Origin of the sequence: Maribellus sediminis (genome assembly GCF_011799805.1) — a bacterium.
Taxonomy (GTDB): Bacteria; Bacteroidota; Bacteroidia; order Bacteroidales; family Prolixibacteraceae; genus Draconibacterium; species Draconibacterium sediminis_A.
Genome location: NZ_WXUB01000007.1, coordinates 38,216 through 55,952 on the forward strand (window position 1 = coordinate 38,216; position 17,737 = coordinate 55,952).

A 17,737-nucleotide genomic window follows, 5' to 3' on the forward strand; every position below is an offset into this window, starting at 1 on the left:
ATCATTTTCCGAATGCAATATTTGCTTTCTGAAAATCAGTTCTGATTCGGGATATAAAAACTTATTTTAAATAGAATATAAAATGGTTGAACTACTGATTCAATAGTGCTTTTAGAATATTCAGATAAGGTTGATTGAGTGATTCTTTTTGTATTTAAAATATTTCTTACTACAAACTCCACACTTGCATTTGGCTTGTTCAGAGCGTACTTTGTCGAGAAGTCCAAGAATGTAAATAATTTACTGTTCTTTTCATATTGATAAAAATTTGTATTCAGTAATGACATAAATCTCTGGCTATAATCAAGCCTAATTCCAATCTCTCCGTGAATGGAATTAGTTCTATTTTGTTCATTTTCTTCACTATAATGGTGAGTGCTATAATTTAACCCTAACTCCATATTAAAAGGGTTCTCAAAATTTGTGACCAATTTCGAACCATAAGTGTGAGAAAAATTTTGAAACTCTTGAAAAGGGAGCTCGTTTATTTGCTTGTAAAGGCTCAAGCTAGAAAGATTATAGCTTAAGCTAAGCTTGCTATTAATTAATGGGATGAATTTATCCAAACGTGTATTGATAAACAATGCGTTGTCAGAAGGAGTTTGGATTGTTTTGTAGAATTTAAACTCGTCTTCAATTAAAATATTAGTTCCCGTTCCTGGAGTCTGATAATTATATAAGGCATTAAAAAAGAATGTAGTACTTTGAAATAAATTGAAATAGGTATAATTCACTAAAATCCTGTGAGATTTAATCAAAAACATATCACCTCCTTTGTAATATACTCTTGGGGCTTTAATATAAAATTCCGATGTAATATCCTGAATTTTCGACTGTGAATAATCTAGGCCGTAATACAGCAATGCATTATAATTTAATTTCTTTTTTGACAGTGAAAAAAAAGTTTCAAGAAACAGATGATTAGTCGAAACTGATGACTCATTTTCCTCCATTAGATCATCTGACAGGTTCATTAAAACCGGTCTAAGCTCAAATGCAAGTTTAAAAATAGGAAATGAATGTTTATACTTACCTGCGACAAATAATTTTGTTTTATTAAAGCCAATATTATTTGTTAACAGATGGCTCTGAAGCAATTCATCCTGTAATTCTGTTTTCAAGTTTTGACGTAGGTAGGTAAAACCACCAGTCAATTTCAAAGTATTATTTAATCTATTATTTTTAAGTAAGTAATTCACTGCTCCTGAAAAGAAGATCATATTTGTGTTTGAAATCTGAGATGTAGAATCAACAGAATACAGTGCATTTTTTTCATACTCCCTGTTTATTAGTTCAAGATTCTGCGGGTGCTGGTTTAATGCCAAACTTGAATTAATCAGTAAAATTTTGGATTTATCGATGGATAAAGTATAGTCTAATGAACTATAAAACTCTGTTAGTCTGCCATCATTATTTCCCTCCAGGTTTGCTTGCGAATTTTCTAAGCTCACATTTTCCATAAAGGAATTAGATTCATTTCCAGATGTAAACTTAATGGTAGAGGTTAAATTTGAGTTCTCCTTTAGGCTGTTTGAATATTGTAAATCCATTTCTCCATGGCGATTTCTTTTTCTTATGTCGCTAGTAAATGAATATGAAAACGGATCTTGAGGAAAAGTGTAATTTATTTTCTGGTAATCAGTGAAATCATTTATATCCCAATAACCTTGAAAACTCCCTTTTAAACTCTGTTTTTTGTTTAATCGATGATTAAAATTATAGTTCCCCAGTGTTAACTTATTAAAATTTCCCAAATCATTTAAAAAATCCAGGCCCCGATAATTATAAGAGAAAATATCGACTGGTGGTAAGTTTTCTAATTTGTGCATGTTATCGTCACTTTTATCAGAAATACCAATCATGTTAATAGTTTCTCCGGTATTATTATGATTGAGAAGAAAGACATTCCCCGATTTATTATTTAATGCATATAGATTTATTTGCGAGTTTAACCGGGCTCTGGATCCAACTCCGGGTTGTATCTTTGTAAAAACACTTGTTAATCCTTTCCTAAATTTTAGGTTAATAACACTTTCTTTATCTTCATCAAATTCTTTTAATAATACATTTTCTGTAAAATTTTCAATAATCTGTATAGTATCTATCAGTTCAGCACCTATATTCCGAGAGGCAATTTTTATATTTTTATCAAAGACATCCATGTTGTTGATAAAAACTCTACTTATCATTTTTCCCTTAAAAAAAATGTCTCCCTGTTTGGTAACAATAACACCTGGTAACTTTTTCAAGAGATCTTCAACATTAATATCTTTAGCATCGATATAAGAATTTACATCGTAACTAATAGTATCTTTCTTTATAGAATACGGTAATCTTTTTTTGTTGATGGTAACCTCTTCTATTAAAAAATCTTTATCGTCGAGAATAATCTGAAGAAATGGAGAATTATAATCAATTGAATCAGATATTTTTGATTTGTATACGACTTTTCCTATTGATGAAACGAACAAATAAGAATCTGATAAAGTGGTGTCCAATTGCAAATGAAACTCTCCATTATAATCGGTGAAAGTATAACTGATTATGTTGTCGGTAATGGAAGGACCACCAGAAAGTATAACATTTGCTCTTTCAACCGGATCGTTCTTATTATCAACAACTTTCCCAACCAGTGCAGTAATATTCTGACCATAATGCTTGTTAGAAACAACTAAAAATAGTAGAATAAAAATATACCTCAATACTTTTACTTTAATGGTTCTTTAGAATATAATTTTCTCGCACTAAAAAATGACTTTTAATAAAAGAGGCTATTTACATTTTTCAATACGAAATACTTGGCTGTTGATTTGTAAATCATTTAACTCAGCACTTAGAAAATCATTCAGGTTTTCTGCTTTTTTATCCCAAAGATCAAAATACTGATCGAAAGTTATTTTACGTCCTTGTTGGGGTTCCCGAATTCGTTTTAATTCATTTTTTGAAAGTCCCAGGCTGATTTTCGTTAAATTAAATTTAACTTCATTACTGGTATCAGTAATTTCAAATATTAAACCTGGCAAACCGCCAAATTTCCAAGGTCCATTATTTACAGGTATGTTTGGTGCATACCATGCAACGTATTCTCGTCCTCTAAAATGTCCTAATGCTTTTAAACACGTAATTCCCGCAATCTCTTTTTTATTTGATGTTAATGACCAATTAATAGAAGGAATTGGTTCACAAACTCGAAATAATTTGTCAAGAACAAATCCCTGCGATACCATCTCATTGGTCTTAAAATTCTTATATACAGGGAGGTTACTATTATTTGACAGGTCAGTAAAAGTGTTTAACCCTCCATTATTTTCTTTTGTTAAAGAAATACCATCATCTTCTGTTACTGACTCTAAATCAGAAAAATAAAGTATACTGCTATAAACATTGGGATCCAATGAAGATTTTCTATCTAGTTTAAGCTCAACAACATATTCTGCCTTTCCTGAATTTACTTGTCCGATTGCCAAAACATACAAACTCACAAGAGTAAAAGTCAATATTGTAATTTTAATAGTCCGCATGGTTAGTTAAATTTTAAACGAGGGGAATGATAATCTCCCCTCGTTTGAATTAAACATTATCTTATCCATTCTTTAATCTGTTCTACTGTATCCATTACTACTTCTAATGCTTCAATACAAGTATCTGCGGTAACCGTAAAGGTGATTCTTACATAGGTGTTGTTATATCCCAAACTCACTTCCGCAGTCATTTCACAGGTACCACCATCACCAGTTGCTGAGTAAATTGTAATACTTTCTAGTACAACTTCATTTCCCGATTGGACTACAGTCTGCTCATTCAAATCATTATCAATTTTTGAATAATTAGTAAATGCTGTAGTTCCAATTAGAATGAACAAGCATGCTAAAATGAATATTTTCTTCATTTGTCAAAATTTAAATACTTTGGCAAAGCCCCACTTTTACAGTTGCCAATTTGTAAAAGTGCGTCCCGGATGGTAGTTTTGTATAGGCGGTTTACAAAAACTGCCTGCCTCCCCGGGCCGGGAACAAATATTGTGAGTGCTTGCCCCCGGGGAGGCTTACTCGCTAAACTTGTTTTTTCCTATTTGGGCTAAATATGTCATTTGTTTTTTGGGTCCTGCCTGTGTTCAAGACAAGGGTCACATTAATTTTGGTAGTTCAAATTTTAAGAAAAAAAAAGGAAAAAAGCAAAAAAAGAATATCCCAACTAGTTTCAAAAATCAACAGAAAAGCCTATATGCCAGCAAATTGAGAAAAATATAGGCGAAATTAATTGTTATAAAACACAAGAAATTATTACGCCTGAAAAGGTTACTTTATCAAAGAAAACGGAAAATACTTACAATGGGCTAATGTTTATATATTAAACTAATTGAGCCATCTAAAATATCTTTCAAACTATAAATATTCCCAAGAAATTAATCGTGTTTTGAAAATTTTTCGTTCAGCAAACGATAATCGGTATTGTATATGGAAACACTTGAAAGTTCTTTGATTCGCTTCAACCCGGAAATGTACAGGAAAACTACGAAAGCGATAAAAACCACGGTAAGCCAGGCAAGCCCGGTAAAGAGAATAAAATCGTAAATGCCGTGGAGCAGTATCGGGATTAAAAGTGCCTTGCGTTTCAATGCTGCGCTTTCACGCTCGTAAAACCGGGCAAGTCCGAAATAAAATCCCATGGTAACGCCGAAAATGGCATGCGCGGGCACAGCCGTTATCGCTCGCGAAATACCGGTTACCAGTCCGCCATTTACCACATAAAGTATATTTTCAACAGCAGCAAATCCCAGCGACACATAAACGGCATACACAATGCCATCGAACTTTTCGTTAAACTCGGGGCTTTTCCAGATGAGTACATAAAGCGCCAGGTACTTGAATAGTTCTTCCGAAAAAGCAGCAACCACAAAAGCCTGGTACGCCGCCGATACATATCGCGGAAACAGAGAGGTATAGCGGCTCAAAAACATTTCAACAAATACAATCGGAAGAACAGTCACCGCACCGGCAAGCAAAGCAAAAAGCAGCATACGAATCGGCTCTTTTTCGTACTTATCGCGAAAATAAATGTAGGCTGCAATAACAAAAACGGGTGCCAGCGAAAGGATCAATAGACTCATAGTTATTTAGAATCAGGATCGTTAAAAAAGAATGCTTTTACTCCGTGAACTCCGGGTCGCACTTTAAAAACACCACCGGCATGCGGAAATTTTGTCAACTCTTCATCGCTGGTTGATTCGCGGGCAGTGGTAATGTACAAGGTTCCAAGGTCGTCGTCGCCAAAAGCGCAGGAAGTAACATTTTTTGCCGGCACATCAATTTTACGAATCAGTTCGCCGCTTTCAGGATTAAAACAACCCACTGCAGAACCACCCCAAAGTGCCACCCAAAGGTTTCCATCGGAATCAATGGTCATCCCGTCGGGCGCCCCTATTCCGGCCGGTACTTCAACCGCAACTTTCGGATTCGATATTTCGCCGCTGGCATCATCGTAATCGTACCTCATCACCTTCATGGTTGGCGTATCAACATAATACATTTTTGTTTTGTCGGCCGACCACACAATTCCATTGGAAATGCTCACTTTATCAATCATTTTATGAATGCTGTTATCGGGATCGAGCCGGTAAAGCGCTCCAACTTTTCCACCTCCAACGGTACTCATGGTACCTGCCCAAAACCTTCCCGACGGATCGCATTTGCCATCGTTAAAACGGTTATCGGGCTTGTCGGCCTCCGGATCCACAATCAACTGTTTTGAACCTGATTCAGGATCAAAAGCATAAATACCATTTTGCAGTGCCACCAAAACGCCGCCCGATTCTTTGGGAACCACCGTTCCGATCATTTGCCCGGTAAACATCTCCTTGTTGTTGCCCGTAGCCGGATTGTAAAAATTCAGGATTTCACCTTTGATGTTGATCCACATCAGTTCGCCGCTTTTGTAATTCCAGAGTGCTCCTTCGCCCAATGTCGATTTCGAATCGATGACCAGTTGAACTTCGCTTGACTTCTGAGTTGAGCAACTGAACAAAACGATGAAAACTGAAAGCGTAAAAAATATTCTTTGTACCATAATAATTTGAATTAACACCTTGCTTTACATTTCCTTTCTGAACAACTTTTATGTTTTTCGGCGCAGTTTAGCCGGTAATTCTATCTGCTTTTTCGGTGCGCCGATTTTTCAACTCCACTTTCTTCCCCGGGTTAAAACCCGGGTTATTATAATCAAACCCTTACAGAGTTTTTATCATTGATCTTCAAGCTCTGAACCTTGAACTCTGAACTCTAAATACTTCTGATCAATTCCTTCATGATCTTGGTCATTTTGGGTTCGGCTTTCATCGCCACTTCCTGTACTTCTTCGTGCGAGATCTCTACTATTTCACCCGGCACGCCGCTGTCGGTTACAATCGAGATACCAAACACTTTCATGTCCATGTGAACGGCAACAATCACTTCCGGAACAGTTGACATGCCCACAACGTCGCCACCCAAAATACGAAACATTTTGTACTCTGCCGGCGTTTCGAAAGTTGGCCCTGAAACACCCACATACACTCCCTCTTTAATATCGATGTTGTGTTCGAGCGCAATAAGTTTGGCCTTATTTCGCAGCCGTTTATCGTAGCACTTGCTCATATCGGGGAAACGTGGTCCCAGTTCGTTGTTGTTTTTGCCCCGCAAGGGATGTTCCGGGAAAAAATTAATGTGATCGTTGATCACCACAATCTCTCCCACTTTCCAGTCAGGATTTAGCCCTCCACTGGCATTGGAAACAAACAGGTGCGAAACTCCAACGTATTTCATCACCCGTACCGGGAAGGTTACTTCTTTCATATCGTAGCCTTCATAAAAATGAAAGCGGCCCTGCATAGCCAGCACTTCGCGGTCGCCCAGTTTACCGTAGATCAAACGCCCGGCATGACCGTCAACCGTCGATACAGGGAAATCAGGAATTTCGGTATAAGGTATCGAATCGATTATTTCGATCTCCTTCACCAGTCCGCCAAGACCGGTTCCCAAAATAATCCCCACCTCAGGACTTGCCTGAATTCTTTCTTTTATGTAATTCGCGGTTGCTTTTATTTTCTCCAACATAGTTTAAAATTTTCTTGTTAAACGATTTTTGATCGTCGTCGAGAAACTGAACGGTCACCGGCAAATAATACATTGCCTTTTTCAGTTCTTCACTCAGATTATTGCAATTCTTCAAACGCATCAGATCTTTTTCGGTTGTAACGATAATCTTTTTTTCGGCCTGAAGCGCTTCAAATTTTTGCTTGATGGTATTAATATCTTCCTCAGAATAGGCATGATGATCCGGAAAAGACAAGGTCTTCATCCGATCGGTATACTGTTGCAAGTGTTTGTAAACAGGACCGGGCGAGGCAATTCCGGTAAGCACCAACTGCGCATATTTTTTATCCTCGTAGAATAACTTACCCAGCCTTTTCCCATCAAATGCCGGCACCAGCTTATCGTAGGCAAAACGCGTTAAATACAGTTTCTGATAAGGCAGTAAATGCACATCGTTTTGCAGAATTCGGCGCATGATTGGCGTCACGACATCGGGGCATTTTGTGAAAATAATGATGTTGGCCCGGCGCACCTGGTAAGTTCCTTCGCGCAAGCGCCCCAGGGGTAACAGCTTATCATCTTTGATTTGCCGGTTGTAGTCGATCAACAGAATATTTATCCCCGGAGTGATCCGCCGGTGCTGAAAGGCATCGTCGAGCAAAACCACGTCGGGCGTTGGTTCATTCTTTGCATCGAGTAGTTTTTCAACACCATCCACCCTGTTTTCGCAAACCGAAACCGTAACTTCCGGAAATTTGTTTTTGATCTGCAAAGGCTCGTCGCCGGCTTCCTCTGCAGTTGAATCGGTCTCCACCAAGCGAAATCCCTTTGTTTTTCGCTTGTAACCGCGGCTTAAAGTAGCCACATTGTACTTCTCTTTTAAAAGCTGAACAAGGTATTCGGTGTGTGGTGTTTTGCCGGTACCACCAACGGTGATGTTGCCAATAGAAATCAGCGGCACTTCAAATTCACGCGATTTTAAGATATCCAGATCGTAAGCACGGTTACGTACGAACACAACCATTCCGTACAACAAGGAAAGAGGATAAAGTAAAATCTTGAGCATGGAAAACTGATTTCTATAAAAAGCTAAGATAATAAAAAAGGATGCACTACGGAATGATGCTAACAAAAGATGGCATCCGTTTGAGTTGAATCAAATACGGATGCCATCTCTGAAAGTTTGCAAAGATTAGTTTACATAAATATCGTAAGGCAGGCGGGCATAAATGCCGTTCATGCTGCTAACTTTCTTGAAATATTCGTAGTAGCGGTACTTTTCGCCGAGTTCGTTTTTCAGCAAGTTGATTCGAACACTGTTGCCACCCATTTTAAAGATTTCTTCGAACGGACTTGGTAAGGATGGCAGCGCCACGGTGCGGTAATCTTCCAGCCCTTCCATTTCGGCGGCCAGTGCGATCGCATCCTGGATGCCTCCAAATTCGTCGACCAAACCAATTTCTTTGGCCTGTTCAGCAGTCCAGACACGGCCCTGTCCAATTTCGTCAACAGCTTCTTTTGTCATTCCACGTCCTTCGGCAACATGCGAGATAAAGGTGTCGTAGGCATTTTCAACACTTTTTTGCCTCATTTCCTTTTCAAAGCCATTCATTGGGCGTGTAAATGTTGGAATTACCGTGTTTTTATTCGTTTTAACTTCATCAGTAGAAATGCCGAGTTTATCATGAATCAACTCTCCGGCGTTGGGAAGCAGACCAAAAACTCCAATCGAACCGGTGATGGTATTCGGACTGGCTACAATTTTATCAGCCGGACAAGAAAAATAATAACCGCCGGAAGCAGCTACATCACCAAATGATACAACCAAAGTTTTAGTTTCAGCAGCCAGTTTTACTTCGCGCCAAATGGTTTCAGAATCAAAGGTCAGCCCTCCCGGAGAATTTACCCGAAGTACAATAGCTTTATAAGAACTATCCTGACGCACCTTTCGAATTTCTCTTCCCAGTTTATCTCCTTCAATTATTTCATCTCCTGATATTGACATGCCGATCTCACCGGTGGCATAAATCACCGCAATTTTATTACGGCTGTATTTTTTAGTCTTGCCTTTTACAGGAGCGTTGGCATAATCTTTCACCCCGATCATTGGAATTCCTTCGGTTCCTTTTATTCCTGCAATCTCACGCAGGTCGTCGAGTACCTGATCTTTGTATTCCACCGCATCAATCAAGCCGTTTTCAACAGCAGTTTCGGCCATCTTAAAAGTTTGAACTTCATCAGCAATTTGGTTTAGTTCTTCTACAGAAAGTCCCCGTTCTTCAGAAATTCCGTTTAACATTTGGTTCCATAAACTATTCAGGTAACTCATGGTTTGCTCACGGTTTTCCTCACTCATTTTATCCAACAGAAAGGGCTCGACGGCAGCTTTAAATTTACCATGCCGTACAACTTCCACTTCAACACCAATTTTCTTGAGTGCATCTTTGTAGAACATCATTTCGCCACCCAAACCTCTGAAATCGATTGCAACTTCTGGGTGCACTACAATTTTATCGGCTACCGTGGCAAGGTAATATGCTTTTTGTCCGAGCATCAATTTATCGGCACAGGCATAAACCGGCTTGTCGCAACTGTCTTTAAATGCGATCAATGCATTTCTGATCTCTTCAACAGAGGCCATTCCGCCACTGATTGCAGACAGATCAAGGTAAACACCTTTAATCCGATCGTCGTAAACGGCTTTTTCGAGTGAAGTCAAAATCTGATCTAGACCAATCGTTTTTGCACTCGCAAACATGGCCGGTAGCTCGAGATCTTCAAACGGATCGTTCTTCGACCGGTCGACCAGTGAACGATTGAGGTCGATGAGCAACATGGAATTATTCTCCACAACCACCTCTTTTTCGGTTGAGGCCACAATTGCTCCGATAACCATAAACATCAGCAAGGTACCTACAATCGAAATTGCAATAATTCCGACGATGGTGGCCAAAACATATTTAAAAAATTCTTTCATATTATTATTCTTTGATTTTATTTTTCGAAGCTGATTCCGCTAAATTCATTCCTGTTTCGGACAAATTCTCGTATCCGTTTTCTAATTTTGTTTGTTGTAATGTTATCTGTTCTGAATTCGTAGGGCATTTAAATACATAATTACAAAGATAAACTACAATGCACAAGGTTTTTCTGGGAATTGGCGGAAATATAGGAGATAAACTTAACAATTTTCAAAAAGTTCAGGAGATCATCTCCAGAAAACTGGGAAAAATATCAGCCACTTCATCCATTTATGAAACGCCACCCTGGGGTTTTCATTCCGAGAATGTATTCTGGAACCAGGTGATCAGTATTGAAACCATTCTTGAACCCATCGAACTGTTGTGGCGCATTAAAGAAATAGAAGAATCGTTTGGAATAAAATCAGGTGACGAACGCTACACCGACCGCCAAATGGATATCGATATTTTGTATGTTGACCAGGAGTATTTTGAAAACAAAAACCTCATAATTCCACATCCACGGATTCACGAACGCAAATTTGTATTGGTCCCGCTGGCAGAAATTGCTCCTGATTTTAAGCACCCGCTTTTGCGCATGACCAACCTTACCATGCTTGAAAACTGCAAAGATGAATCGATCATCAGGAAGGTAGAAATCCCCCCGGAATCGCCCTTGCAGTAAACTTTAATTTTATCACTTTTCTAAACTATCTGACTATGAACAAATCACTGACTATACTCTTCTTCATGGTTGTGATACTTCTTTCGTGTACACACAGAAATGAACTTACTTTGATTAAAAACGGGCAAAGCTTTTATGAAATTCAGGTTCCGGATGATGCCGGAGAGAAACTTGTTAAAGCTGCCACCGAACTTCAACATTACCTGCAAAAAATCACTTCGGTAAGCATTCCTGTGGTATCGGAAACGAATGCCGACGAAACAAAATCAACAATCCTTGTTACATCTGATAAAAACCTGGCTGCAAATACTGTCACCTATTTTTGCGAAACCAATAAGCTCATCATTTCGGGTTCCGATGAGCAAAGCACGCTGTTCGCAGTTTACGAGTTTTTGGGAAATGAGCTGAATTGCAGGTGGTTCGCACCAAATGCTGAGAAAATACCGGTATCAACAAATATTACTATTCCCAGAAATACCAATTACATATACACTCCTGAAATCAGCACACGAACCGTTCACTCTAAACTGTTTTATGATAATCCGGATTTTGCGAATAAACTAAAAGTGAGTCATGATGCCTTTCCAAATTATGTACCTATTGCCCGTGTACACACTTTTCATCGATTGATTCCGGCAGAAAAATATTTTAGTAGTCATCCTGAATATTATGCACTCAGAAGTGGCAAACGAAGACATACTCAACTGTGTTTGAGCAACACCGACGTTTTGAACATTGTGACAGACTCTGTTAGAACCTGGTTTGAAAGGTACCCGGACGAGCAGGTAATTTCGGTAAGTCAGGACGATAATACCCAGTATTGCCAGTGTGAGGAATGCAGTAAAATTGATGAAGAGGAAGGATCGCCAAGTGGTTCGATGATCCGCTTTGTAAATGAAGTTGCCAGGGAATTTCCCGGCAAAACCATATCAACCCTGGCCTACCAGCACACCCGTAAACCCTGCAAAACCAAACCTTTGGAAAATGTTCTCGTCACGCTGTGTTCGATTGAATGCGACCGCAGTGCACCGATTGAAGAAAAATGCACCGACTTTGCTGAAGACCTGATCGGCTGGAAAGCGCTTACCCAAAATATCAGGATTTGGGATTACACAACACAGTTTACAAACTTTCTGGCACCTTTCCCGAATATTCAGACCCTGCAACCCAATATCCGTTTTTTCAGGGATAATAATGCCACCTGGATCTTTGAACAACACAGTCATAATCCAAGTGAATTATTCGAATTACGTTCGTGGTTAACAGCAAAATTGTTGTGGAATCCTGACCTAAATACGGATGACCTGATCACCGAATTTGTAAACGGATATTACGACGAAGCCGGAGTTTACATCAAAAAATACATCGACAAGATACACGAGGAACTGGCAAAACACCCCGATTTTTTTCTGTATTTGTATGGCGATCCGTCGCAGGCGTTTAATTCGTTTTTAGCACCTGAACTTTTGAAATCCTACATGACCTTTTTTGATGAAGCAGAAAATGCGGTAGCCGGGAAACCGGAAATTCTGCAACGAGTTAGAACGGCACGAATCAGCACTGATTATGCGATGCTGGAAATGGCGAGAAACGGTATGTCACCTGATTTTCAGTTGCTGGATGACGATGAAATTTCTGCGAAAGTACAAAGCACCCTGAATCGTTTCAATAAAAGTTGTAGTAACGCCGGAATAACCATGATGAATGAAATGGGCTATACGACCGATGAATACCTAGCGGCTTATAACGATCTATTGGAAAGAGCAGCTCAACCAAATCTGGCCAAAGGGAAAAAGGTAACCCTGCTCACTGCTCCTAAAAAATATGCCAATGAAGATCCGCAGGTACTCACCGACGGTGCTTATGGCGGAAGCAGCTTTTTTGCCAACTGGCTGGGTTTTGAAGGCAATAACATGGAAGTGGTTATCGATTTGGGGGAGGAAAAAAAGTTCAGCAATATTTCGGTGGCCTTTCTCCAGGTGACCAACCACATCGTATTTTTCCCGGAACAGGTTACTTTTTCATCCTCAGAAAATGGGGAAACCTATTCGCTGCTGAAATCCGTTTCAACACAACATCCGATCACGCCCGAAAGCACAAAAAATGACATTGAACTGTTTGAGATGGTAAACCGGCCCACAACGGCGCGCTACATCAAAATAGTTGCAAAGAATGTTTCAAAAGCTCCGGAATGGCACAATGCCTCGGGATTGCCGGTGTGGATATTTGCCGATGAAGTGATCGTTAACTAAAGCTCACGAAGTAACCCGATGTACCGCTGTTCTGATGTACTAAAGAAATCAGACAGATTTGGATTGAGTTCAGCCAGGTTTTTATCCTGAATTTGGCGGACAAGTTTTTTACATTGCCTGATGTCATCTACACTCAAATCATAGATCTCGCGACTAATTTCTTTGATAAAAATATACCAGTCGTGGTCGTCGCCGAGTTGATCGGTGATGTTGTGCAATTTTTCCAGAACGGTACCCGGAACTTCTGTCTGGCCGGGTGCCTCAATTTCGGATTGATACCACAGGGTTTTCATTAATTTTCGGAGGTTATGGTACAACTCGGCATCGTAACTTTCGGCAATAAAACGGTACCAGTCTTTGCCTTTGGTAAATGTCTCCCTGATTTCATCAAAAATCTGAACCCGGTAGTTTTCAGCTACTAAAACAGGCATGAGCATGTCGCGGCCGTAGGTCATCAGCTGCAAAATATCGTCGAGTACTTTTTCCTTTACAACCAGCTCATCCAGACTTTCTTCGTTTGTTTGAACAAGCCTGTCTCTTAGTCTTGCATTAGCGGCTTCATTCAAGCCACCGGTTTCAATAACCAACCGATCAAACAATTGCAGATTCACGGTAGATTCGCGTCCAAGTGTAAGCCGGCGTGCAATAATGCGCATGGGCTTTCTGAACTTATCCACTTCAGGCTGAAGTTCGGCCGGAAATAATTTCAGCAAGGCATTTAAGCGTTTAAATGCTTTTCGTATTTCGTGTACCTTGATTTCGGACGACACATCGCCAGCCACACAAAACTCTGTCACTTTACTGATTTGCAGTTGAACTGCAGCAATTAACTCCTTCCGGTGAACCTCTTCCATATGCTTTGTTAATAGTAAAATACCAGGTGTATAGATACAAAAAAAGCTGTCATTTCCGACAGATTTCATTGTAAGAATATCATTTTTCGAACCTATTTATTATCAGGTCGAAGCCAAAGATTGCTTCGCTATACTCGCAATGACTGGTATTCTAAGTGTATGTAAAGAGGGGAGTTAAATGGCGACATTACCGCCATTAAACTCCCCTCTTTCTTATTTAAATCCTATTGTGGTCATTGCGAACGAAGTGAAGCAATCTCTCCGTTAATAACTCTTCTTTTGTCAGTTATTAACTAATCATATCGAATCCGGTGAACGGAACCAGCGCTTCAGGAATTTTAATTCCTTCGGGTGTTTGGTTGTTTTCGAGCAAGGCAGCCACAATTCGCGGCAATGCCAGTGCACTTCCGTTCAAAGTATGTGCAATTTGCGGTTTTTTAACGCCTTCTTCGCGGAAACGCAATTTCAAGCGGTTGGCCTGGAAAGCTTCAAAATTAGAAACCGAACTCACCTCGAGCCATTTTTCCTGGGCTGCCGAGAACACTTCAAAATCGAAAGTCAAGGCAGAAGCAAAGCTCATATCGCCGCCACACAAACGCAAAATACGGTATGGCAATCCAAGCTTTTGCACCAGTCCTTCAACGTGAGCCACCATTTGATCGAGTGTTTCGTACGATTTTTCGGGGTGAGCGATCTGTACAATTTCCACTTTATCGAATTGGTGCAAACGGTTCAAACCACGAACATCTTTGCCGTATGAACCGGCCTCTCTTCGAAAACAGGCGCTGTAAGCCGTGTTTTTAAAAGGCAGGTCTTTCGCATCAAGAATCATGTCGCGGTAAATATTTGTTACCGGTACTTCAGCAGTCGGGATCAGGTATAAATTGTCTTCGGTTACGTGATACATTTGTCCTTCTTTGTCGGGCAACTGTCCGGTGCCAAAACCTGAATCCTCGTTAACCATCAATGGGGGTTGCACTTCTTCGTAACCTGCTTTGGCTGCTTCGGCCAGGAAGAAATTAATCAAGGCGCGTTGCAACTGAGCGCCTTTTCCACGGTAAACCGGGAATCCTGCTCCGGTAAGTTTAACTCCCAGTTCAAAATCGATGAGCTTGTATTTTGCGGCCAGTTCCCAGTGAGGCAAAGCACCTGTTTCCATTTGTGGCATTTCGCCACCGGTTTTTACCAGCTCGTTATCGTCGGCACCTTTTCCAAACGGAACTATTTCAGCCGGAAGATTAGGCAGCAATACATGCAGCTCATAAACTTTTTCCTCGATGGCCGAAAAATCAGCATCGTATTGTTTGATGTTTTCTTTTAAAACAGATGTACGCTCTTTGGCTGCTTCGGCCTCTTCTTTTTTACCCTCGCGAAATAAAAGTCCAATCTCTTTCGAAATTTGATTCATTTCAGCTTTGGCATTGTCGGCCTGCGCCTGAAGACTATTTTTTTGCTTGTATAAATCGATTATTTCGGAGACAATGGATGATGCGTCGAAATTCTTTTTCTTCAGTTTTTCTACCACCAATTCCGGATTGTCCTGAATAAACTTTAAGTTGAGCATGTTTCAATCTTTTAATGAGCTGCAAATTTAATAAATGTTGTGGCACAGCACCATTTTCTGAAACGGAATTTAAATTGCCCCGAAAAAGTTTAATAAAAGCACCCTGGCAAATTAAACTTCAGTTGAAATTGAATATCTAAGCTTCGAATTATCTTTGTATTCCGATATAAAAATCAAATCGAAACCAAATGAAAAAATACTTTTCTTCTTTACTCACATTAAGCTTTTTGATTGTTTTCCAAATCCATTCTTTTTCTCAAAACCAGGCAGGAGAACGAAAGGGAATTCCCGGAATGGGCGGTTTGCTAATGCCAACGGAAATAAGACCTTGCGACAACAGCACCAGCATTGTGCTCGAAAATATATCGACCGAAAACCGCTTTATTCGGGAGGTTCCTGAAGATTTGGTTTTGACTGCCGACCTTGTTTATCATGAATCAAGCAATTCGGAAGGACAGCCTCTGAATTTAAAAATGGATGTGGTACGCCCAAAAGATGAAAAGAAATACCCGGCTGTGTTATTTCTTACAGGGGGAGGTTTTATGTGGGCACCAAAAAACAGCAACCTGTATAACCGGTGCGAGATTGTCAAGGCTGGGTATGTGGTAGGAAGCATTGAATACCACGTTGTTTCGAATGGGTTATACAGCGATGCAGTGAAAGATGTTAAAGCTGCAATACGCTACCTTCGGGCCAATGCCGAAAAATTTGGTATCGATGCGAAAAACATTGCAGTTTGGGGAGAATCGGCAGGTGGCTATTTAACCGCAATGACGGGAACCACCAATGGCGTCGAGGAGTTTGAAACAGGAGAAAACCTCGATCAAAGCAGCAGTGTACAGGCGGCCATTGATTGTTACGGTTTATCTGATCTGACAAAAATTGGTGCCGATTACGACAAGGCAGCAGAAGAGGCCCATTTTAATACTGCGGCGCCAGAAGCAGGTTATGTTCACGGGAAAAACAGCGGCTTGACAATTCTCGATCAACCGGAAGTAGTGGCAAAATCGAACCCGGTAAATTATGTCGACAAAAACGATCCTCCGTTCCTTTTTATTCACGGATCAGTAGATCAGCTTGTTTCTCCCAGCCAGACACTTTTGGTGCACAATGCACTTCGTAACGCCGGAGCCGAATCAAGCCGATACGTAATTTCAGGAGCTAACCATGGAGGGCCTCAGTTTTCCGATCCGAAAGTGATACGGATCATGATTGAGTTTTTGGATAAAGCATTGAAGTAAACGAAAACAATGCGCGATGCGGGAAACTTCTTCCGCTAGAATCAGAATATCCGACCAAAATGGTGATCAAATAAAAAAGCTCTTGCCGAGACCGACAAGAGCTTTTAATATCTTCTTCAGGATTTAAACCTGTAGCTATTCAAGATTAAGCCAAACCTTTAGCTTCTTCGATCCATGGTTGCGGATCTTTTGAAGCATAGCGGCTTCCGGCAGCTTCCAGAACTTTCTGAATATCTTCAACTGAAGCAGCAGCTACAGCGGCATAAGATGCAAAACCACCTTCTACCAGGATTTCAGCCAATTTTGGACCAACACCTGTTAATTTTGTAAGATCGTCACCTGCAACTTCCGCTTTTGGAGCTTCAGCCTTAGGAGCTTCTTTCTTAACCTCTTCTTTTGCTTCAACCTTTGCTTTTTTCACAGGAGCTTCAGCAACTGCTACTTCAACAACCGGGTCAACTGAAACATATGAGCGGTTATTTTTTTTCTTTCTGAACACAACAGTTCCGTCGATCAATGCAAAAAGAGTATGGTCTTTACCTATTCCTACATTTTCTCCCGGGTGATGTGCTGTACCACGCTGGCGAACTAAAATATTACCAGCTTTTGCAAACTGACCTCCGTAGATTTTTACACCAAGTCGTTTACTTTCCGATTCGCGTCCGTTTTTCGAACTACCTACACCTTTCTTATGAGCCATGGTAAATTTTCTTTATTTAATTATCCAACTATGGTTTCAACCTGAATTTGTGTGAACTGCTGACGGTGACCGTTCATTTTCTGGTAAGTCTTACGACGTTTCTTTTTGAAAACAATCACTTTTTCGCCTTTTACATGTTCCAGCACTTTAGCTGTTACTTTCGCACCTTTAACGGTGGGGGTCCCAACGGCTACTTTACCGTTGTTGTCAACCAACAGAACTTTCTCGAAATCAACTGATGTTCCTTCTTCAACATCCAGGTGATGTACGAAAAGTTTCTTGTCTTTTTCAACCTTGAATTGCTGTCCAGCAATTTCAACAATCGCGTACATAATTTTTCTTTTAAAGTTTACACCGTCAGGCGGATTTCCCGCTGGAATTCACTTATTTGAGCCTGATCGATTCAAAATT

Annotated in this window: 15 protein-coding genes; 3 read left to right on the forward strand and 12 right to left on the reverse strand. The window is 40.1% G+C overall.

Going from position 1 to position 17,737, the window contains the following annotated elements:
- Positions 1 to 35: 35 nt before the first annotated feature.
- The 8 genes from HFD85_RS20360 to sppA all read right to left on the reverse strand — a co-directional run bounded on the left by HFD85_RS20360 (position 36) and on the right by sppA (position 10,047).
- Positions 36 to 2,702, reverse strand: coding sequence for a TonB-dependent receptor (locus tag HFD85_RS20360; protein WP_167614009.1), 2,667 nt, complete (start codon positions 2,700 to 2,702; stop codon positions 36 to 38).
- Between the two features lie 69 nt (positions 2,703 to 2,771).
- Positions 2,772 to 3,521: a GLPGLI family protein gene (locus HFD85_RS20365; RefSeq protein WP_167614011.1), complete on the reverse strand. Its 750-nt coding sequence runs from the start codon at positions 3,519 to 3,521 to the stop codon at positions 2,772 to 2,774.
- Positions 3,522 to 3,577: 56 nt separating this feature from the next.
- Positions 3,578 to 3,889, reverse strand: a complete 312-nt coding sequence (locus HFD85_RS20370) for a hypothetical protein (protein WP_167614013.1) — start codon at positions 3,887 to 3,889, stop codon at positions 3,578 to 3,580.
- Positions 3,890 to 4,405: 516 nt separating this feature from the next.
- Positions 4,406 to 5,110 (reverse strand): PrsW family glutamic-type intramembrane protease, encoded by a 705-nt coding sequence (locus tag HFD85_RS20375; protein ID WP_167614015.1) that lies wholly within the window; start codon positions 5,108 to 5,110, stop codon positions 4,406 to 4,408.
- 2 nt (positions 5,111 to 5,112) lie between these two features.
- Entirely contained in the window at positions 5,113 to 6,066 is a 954-nt protein-coding gene (locus HFD85_RS20380; RefSeq protein ID WP_167614017.1) for an SMP-30/gluconolactonase/LRE family protein, read from the reverse strand.
- Between the two features lie 212 nt (positions 6,067 to 6,278).
- Entirely contained in the window at positions 6,279 to 7,091 is an 813-nt protein-coding gene (locus tag HFD85_RS20385; RefSeq protein ID WP_167614019.1) for a purine-nucleoside phosphorylase, read from the reverse strand.
- Positions 7,030 to 8,136 carry a tetraacyldisaccharide 4'-kinase gene (lpxK, locus tag HFD85_RS20390; protein ID WP_167614021.1) on the reverse strand — a complete coding sequence of 369 codons (1,107 nt, stop codon included), beginning with the start codon at positions 8,134 to 8,136 and terminating at the stop codon, positions 7,030 to 7,032. The genes HFD85_RS20385 and lpxK overlap by 62 nt, the downstream gene beginning before the upstream one ends.
- 126 nt (positions 8,137 to 8,262) lie before the next feature.
- Positions 8,263 to 10,047, reverse strand: a complete 1,785-nt coding sequence (gene sppA, locus HFD85_RS20395; RefSeq protein WP_167614023.1) for a signal peptide peptidase SppA — start codon at positions 10,045 to 10,047, stop codon at positions 8,263 to 8,265.
- 158 nt (positions 10,048 to 10,205) lie between these two features.
- Between sppA and folK the strand changes: the two genes are divergently transcribed.
- Entirely contained in the window at positions 10,206 to 10,715 is a 510-nt protein-coding gene (gene folK, locus HFD85_RS20400; protein ID WP_167614026.1) for a 2-amino-4-hydroxy-6-hydroxymethyldihydropteridine diphosphokinase, read from the forward strand.
- Positions 10,716 to 10,750: 35 nt separating this feature from the next.
- Positions 10,751 to 12,967: a DUF4838 domain-containing protein gene (locus tag HFD85_RS20405; RefSeq protein WP_167614029.1), complete on the forward strand. Its 2,217-nt coding sequence runs from the start codon at positions 10,751 to 10,753 to the stop codon at positions 12,965 to 12,967.
- Here the strand turns inward: HFD85_RS20405 and HFD85_RS20410 are convergent.
- Positions 12,964 to 13,890 carry a CHAD domain-containing protein gene (locus HFD85_RS20410; RefSeq protein ID WP_167614032.1) on the reverse strand — a complete coding sequence of 309 codons (927 nt, stop codon included), beginning with the start codon at positions 13,888 to 13,890 and terminating at the stop codon, positions 12,964 to 12,966. The two genes, HFD85_RS20405 and HFD85_RS20410, sit on opposite strands and share 4 nt — an antisense overlap.
- 220 nt (positions 13,891 to 14,110) lie before the next feature.
- Complete coding sequence (serS, locus tag HFD85_RS20415; RefSeq protein WP_167614034.1) at positions 14,111 to 15,385, reverse strand: serine--tRNA ligase; 1,275 nt, start codon at positions 15,383 to 15,385, stop codon at positions 14,111 to 14,113.
- Positions 15,386 to 15,573: 188 nt separating this feature from the next.
- Here serS and HFD85_RS20420 point away from each other — a divergent pair, with 188 nt between their 5' ends.
- Complete coding sequence (locus HFD85_RS20420) at positions 15,574 to 16,626, forward strand: alpha/beta hydrolase (RefSeq protein ID WP_206082043.1); 1,053 nt, start codon at positions 15,574 to 15,576, stop codon at positions 16,624 to 16,626.
- A 145-nt stretch (positions 16,627 to 16,771) separates the two neighbouring features.
- Here HFD85_RS20420 and rpmA read toward each other — a convergent pair whose 3' ends face one another.
- Complete coding sequence (rpmA, locus tag HFD85_RS21975; RefSeq protein WP_167614037.1) at positions 16,772 to 17,326, reverse strand: 50S ribosomal protein L27; 555 nt, start codon at positions 17,324 to 17,326, stop codon at positions 16,772 to 16,774.
- A gap of 20 nt (positions 17,327 to 17,346) precedes the next feature.
- Entirely contained in the window at positions 17,347 to 17,658 is a 312-nt protein-coding gene (gene rplU, locus HFD85_RS20430; RefSeq protein WP_167614040.1) for a 50S ribosomal protein L21, read from the reverse strand.
- Between the last annotated feature and the right edge of the window lie 79 nt (positions 17,659 to 17,737).

Excerpts from the sequence above, each read along its gene's own strand:
- HFD85_RS20365 (WP_167614011.1), bottom strand. The coding sequence starts at position 3,521 with ATGCGGACTATTAAAATTACAATATTGACTTTTACTCTTGTGAGTTTG.
- HFD85_RS20370 (WP_167614013.1), bottom strand. The coding sequence starts at position 3,889 with ATGAAGAAAATATTCATTTTAGCATGCTTGTTCATTCTAATTGGAACT.
- HFD85_RS20375 (WP_167614015.1), bottom strand. The coding sequence starts at position 5,110 with ATGAGTCTATTGATCCTTTCGCTGGCACCCGTTTTTGTTATTGCAGCC.
- HFD85_RS20380 (WP_167614017.1), bottom strand. The coding sequence starts at position 6,066 with ATGGTACAAAGAATATTTTTTACGCTTTCAGTTTTCATCGTTTTGTTC.
- HFD85_RS20385 (WP_167614019.1), bottom strand. The coding sequence starts at position 7,091 with ATGTTGGAGAAAATAAAAGCAACCGCGAATTACATAAAAGAAAGAATT.
- lpxK (WP_167614021.1), bottom strand. The coding sequence starts at position 8,136 with ATGCTCAAGATTTTACTTTATCCTCTTTCCTTGTTGTACGGAATGGTT.
- sppA (WP_167614023.1), bottom strand. The coding sequence starts at position 10,047 with ATGAAAGAATTTTTTAAATATGTTTTGGCCACCATCGTCGGAATTATT.
- folK (WP_167614026.1), top strand. The coding sequence starts at position 10,206 with ATGCACAAGGTTTTTCTGGGAATTGGCGGAAATATAGGAGATAAACTT.
- HFD85_RS20405 (WP_167614029.1), top strand. The coding sequence starts at position 10,751 with ATGAACAAATCACTGACTATACTCTTCTTCATGGTTGTGATACTTCTT.
- HFD85_RS20410 (WP_167614032.1), bottom strand. The coding sequence starts at position 13,890 with ATGAAATCTGTCGGAAATGACAGCTTTTTTTGTATCTATACACCTGGT.
- serS (WP_167614034.1), bottom strand. The coding sequence starts at position 15,385 with ATGCTCAACTTAAAGTTTATTCAGGACAATCCGGAATTGGTGGTAGAA.
- HFD85_RS20420 (WP_206082043.1), top strand. The coding sequence starts at position 15,574 with ATGAAAAAATACTTTTCTTCTTTACTCACATTAAGCTTTTTGATTGTT.
- rpmA (WP_167614037.1), bottom strand. The coding sequence starts at position 17,326 with ATGGCTCATAAGAAAGGTGTAGGTAGTTCGAAAAACGGACGCGAATCG.
- rplU (WP_167614040.1), bottom strand. The coding sequence starts at position 17,658 with ATGTACGCGATTGTTGAAATTGCTGGACAGCAATTCAAGGTTGAAAAA.